This window comes from Paraburkholderia sp. EG286B (assembly GCF_040965655.1).
In the GTDB taxonomy this organism is placed as follows: Bacteria; Pseudomonadota; Gammaproteobacteria; order Burkholderiales; family Burkholderiaceae; genus Paraburkholderia.
The window spans coordinates 1-2,296 of sequence record NZ_JBFRCF010000097.1; the positions used below are offsets into that span (position 1 = coordinate 1).

A 2,296-nucleotide genomic window follows, 5' to 3' on the forward strand; every position below is an offset into this window, starting at 1 on the left:
GACCGTCAACTTGTTGGTAACGGATGTGACGCCCGGAACGCCTTTCGCAATCTCGCTGACTTTGTCGATCTGCGATGCATCGACCACGGTTCCGTCGAGCGTCACTGCGCCGCCCTTCGCGATGACGCTGATATTGCCAGCGTTGATCTCCCTGTGCGTGACGATCGCGGAGTAGACCTTGCGGCGCAGCGTGCGGTCCGCTTTCCGGATGTCTTTCGCCGTTGTGCTGCCCGAGGCCGCCACCGCTGTTCCGTTCGAAGCGGCGCTCGCTTCGCTTGCGCCCGCCTGCGCCCAGACATGAACCGATGCCGAGGCGATCAATACGCCGCCCGCGATCCCGAGCGCCCAGTTTCTTTTCATCGCATGCTCCACTTGTTGTCTGTATGTGGGGAATCAGAAGCTGTGCCGGATACCGGCCATCGCCGCCGTGGTTGACCTGCCTTCCGGAACGGGCGCACCGTAGGTGATCGTCTGGCTCATGTTGCCGCGGTTGTTGACATAGCCGACCTGCGCGTAGGCGAGGGTGGTTTTGGACAGGTTGTATTCGGCGCCCAGCGCGAACTCGTTCGATTGATTGGACGAGTGGTTACGATCCTTCAGGTAATAGAAGCCCGAGGTGACCTTGAAAGCCGGGCTGAACTTGTAGCCGAGCCCACCGGAAATCATCTCGAAGTTGGCGTGGCCACTGTTCGCGGGGTTCCTGCCGATGCTGTATGACGTCGACACGGAGAAATCGTGGAAGGTGTACTGCGCGCCCAGATACCAGAAGCGGTTGTTGGCCTGGCCGGTCGAGGGCGCCGTGACGATTGTCGCGGGGCCGGTCTGCGTGAATGGATTCGTGTCGTGCCCGTTGTAGTAAACGGCCGCCAGGTTCAGGCCATAGTTCGAATACTGCAGTACGGCGGACTCGCGCGTGCCGCCCTGGAACTGGCCCGCAACGCCGCCGGGCGCATACTCGAGCGCAAGCGACGCGCCATAAAATTTCGGCGACCGGTAGACGATTGCGTTGTCGTCGTACAGCGCGCCGATCGGGCCGTTCGTGCTGAGGCCCTGCCAGCCCGCAGCCTGGTTCATGCCGAGCCATGCGGTCAGGATACTGCCGAAATACTGGGCGTTCCGTACGTCGGTATCCGCCATCGCGTAAATCATCGGCACGATCTGCCGGCCCATGTCGATGGTGCCGAACGGGCTCGACACGCCCACCGTCGTCTGTTGGTTGAATAGCGCTGTGGCGCCCGGCGTGTCGGACAGCCCGGGCTTGCCGTTCGAACTGTTGAACGACCCCTGCAACCTGAAATTGACCTTGTAGCCGCTGCCGATGTCTTCGCTGCCCTTGAGACCCCAGATGCTCGAATAGATCCCGCCGTCCTTGAGCTCATAGACATGGCCGAGATTCACTCTCGACTGAAAGTTCGCTGCATTCGCGCTCTGATACAACAACCCCGAATCGATGACGCCATACAGCGTCACCGATGACTGTGCGTACGTGGTGCCTCCCATTGCAGCCAGCACAGCTGCCACCAACCACTTCAGTTTCATTTTGTCTCCTGTTTGGTATATCTAAGCAACCAGCAACTGCATTTGCAGCATCAAACCTTGCATGATTTCTCCCTTCATTTCGACAGTCCATTCTTGATAGCGGAGTCGCCGGTCAACGTCATCCGCGACATCCTTGTGTTGCGACGGCACTCGATCAATGCGACGACGTCGGCCTTCTGTTGCTCGTTCATCTGATCCCAGAGGCCAATCTCACGGAGCGTTCTCCAGCACCCCTGGCAGAACTGACCGTCAGGGTCCATCCTGCAGATATTGATGCACGGGTTGATGATGTGATCGCTTCGGATCATGTGGCGCTCCGGTCAGATCACTGCCCCGCCGTTCGGGCTGATCACCTGGCCTACCAGGTAGTGGTCACCAGCCAGGTAGGTCACCATCGAGGCGTATTCTTCCATCGTGCCCAGGCGCCCGGCGGGTATCAGTTGCCAGAACTGGTTGCACTTTTCCTCGCCTGCGGCCTCGAAGTATTGGGTGAATTCGGGCGTGGCCATGCCGCCTGGCGCCATCGCGTTGACGAAGATGTTGGCGCCCGCCACCTCGGCAGCAACCGACTTCGTGAAAGCAATCACGGCACCCTTGGTCGCGCAATAGTGCGGACTGTGCGCGCTCATTGCCGACATGCCGGCGATTGAAGCAATATTGATGATCCTGCCGTCGCGCTGCGGCTCCATCAGCCTGAGCGCTTCGCGTGTGCAGTAGAAGAGGCCGTGCACATTCACATCCCAGTAGCGATGCCACT

The 2,296-nt window shown here is 59.9% G+C and carries 4 protein-coding genes; all 4 read right to left on the minus strand.

Annotated elements, in window-relative coordinates; genetic code table 11:
* A partial coding sequence (locus tag AB4Y42_RS43790; protein ID WP_368697829.1) for a BON domain-containing protein occupies positions 1–360 on the minus strand: 360 nt, incomplete at its 3' end.
* Positions 361–393: 33 nt separating this feature from the next.
* Positions 394–1,539 carry a porin gene (locus tag AB4Y42_RS43795; RefSeq protein WP_368697830.1) on the minus strand — a complete coding sequence of 382 codons (1,146 nt, stop codon included), beginning with the start codon at positions 1,537–1,539 and terminating at the stop codon, positions 394–396.
* Positions 1,540–1,613: 74 nt separating this feature from the next.
* On the minus strand, positions 1,614–1,847 hold the full coding sequence (locus AB4Y42_RS43800; protein ID WP_368697831.1) for a DUF1289 domain-containing protein: 234 nt from the start codon (positions 1,845–1,847) through the stop codon (positions 1,614–1,616).
* Positions 1,848–1,859: 12 nt separating this feature from the next.
* Positions 1,860–2,296 (minus strand): SDR family NAD(P)-dependent oxidoreductase (locus AB4Y42_RS43805; protein ID WP_368697832.1); only part of this gene is annotated, 437 nt, incomplete at its 5' end.

Bases quoted from the DNA above. Each gene is read 5' to 3' on its own strand.
- AB4Y42_RS43795 (WP_368697830.1), bottom strand. From the start codon at position 1,539: ATGAAACTGAAGTGGTTGGTGGCAGCTGTGCTGGCTGCAATGGGAGGC.
- AB4Y42_RS43800 (WP_368697831.1), bottom strand. From the start codon at position 1,847: ATGATCCGAAGCGATCACATCATCAACCCGTGCATCAATATCTGCAGG.